Annotated in this window: 1 protein-coding gene and 1 pseudogene; both read left to right on the plus strand. The window is 71.1% G+C overall.

Going from position 1 to position 1,469, the window contains the following annotated elements; all coding sequences use genetic code 11:
* Nucleotides 1–10 precede the first annotated feature (10 nt).
* A pseudogene (locus AC2W7C_RS17840) lies at nt 11–933 on the plus strand (serine hydrolase domain-containing protein).
* 305 nt (nt 934–1,238) lie between these two features.
* A partial coding sequence (locus AC2W7C_RS17845; protein ID WP_486002562.1) for a hypothetical protein occupies nt 1,239–1,469 on the plus strand: 231 nt, incomplete at its 3' end.

Genomic DNA, 1,469 nt, shown 5'->3' on the forward strand with positions numbered 1-1,469 from the left:
GATCGGCGTCGTGCGCCGAGGCCGCACGCTGGCCCTTGGCGGCAAGGGCCGACGCGGTCCCGCGGACCCGACCCCGCCGGACGCGGACACCCTGTTCGAGATCGGCTCCCTCACCAAGACCTTCACCGCCAGCCTGATCTTCGAGTTGGAGATCGAGGGCCGGCTGGAGACGGCCGCGCCGGTCGGCCGTTATCTGACCGATCTGCCCGAGGCCTGGCGGCCGCTCAGCCTGGACAGGTTGCTGAGCCATACGTCGGGACTGCCGGAATATCTGGACGCCGGCAATTTCCGAGAGTTGATGCCGCGCGACGTGGCTCCGCGCGAACTGATCGAGATGGCGGCGGCCAAGCCCATGGCGTTCGAGCCGGGGACCCGCCACGCCTACAACAACACCGGCTTCGTCCTCCTGGGCCTGGTGGCGGAGACGGTCGGGGGGCGGGCCTACTGGGAGCAGTTGGAAGAGCGGTTCTTCAGGCCCGCGGGCATGCGGCGAACCGGCCCCCGGGGAAGCGTTCCGACGGACGCCGATTGGGCCGCCGCAGTTTCTGGGATGACGCCGCCTGGGACGAAAATCCGCCCGTCAGCGCGCCGGGCTCGACCTTCTCGGCCGGGGGCCTGTGCTCGACCGCGCGCGACCTGTGCCGATGGGCCAAAGCCCTGGATCGGGAGGACGTCGTCAGCCGGGCGGCGCGTCAGCGCATGTGGCGGCCGGCGACGTTGAAGGACGGCTCCCCCGCCGGCTGGGGATACGGCTGGGAGGTCGAGGGGGAAGAGGCGGCGCGGGTCGTCGCGCATGGCGGTGGGACGGCGGGCTTCTCCTGCTGGCTCCGCCGTGACCTGGCGGCCGACCTGACGACCGTCGTCCTGACGAATCAAAACGGACGCGCGGATCCGCTGGTCATGACAAGGCAGTTGCTGGCCGCCCTGGCCTGATCGCCGGCGACGCCCGCTCCGCATCGTCGGCTGGGACGACGCCACGCAATGTCCATGTCTGGGGCGGGTTCGGCGTGTCCACGCCGACGAGACGCTCCCGCCGACACGACAGAGACATTCCCTCCGAGACATCCGCGACACCCGCCCCCGCGACAGGGCCGACACCCGATACATCCGCGACAATCGTCGGCCTTTCCGGGAAAGCCGACGATCGCGGAGCGGGCAAGGACCTGACTTCGCGGACCTTTCGCCCGGCGTCAGCGTCCTGAAGCCGCCTGGGCGTCGATGTGGGCGACAATGGGAGGATGAAGGATCAAACCCCCGCCCTGCCCCGACCGAAACGCAATCCCTATCGCATCCGGGCCCCGCGGGTCTGGGCCCTGGTGCGGCCGCGCTATCTGGCGGGCGAGAGCGCGCCGGCGCTGGCCGAGGTGTTCGGTCTGACCGAATACGCCATCCGGCGGCGGATCACGCGGGAGGGCTGGAGCAAGCGGGGCGCTGGCCGAGGCCGAGGCGGCCGGGCTGCCAGAGCCCCG

It is taken from the genome of Brevundimonas sp. CURTG3B2_SDJG (assembly GCF_057364705.1).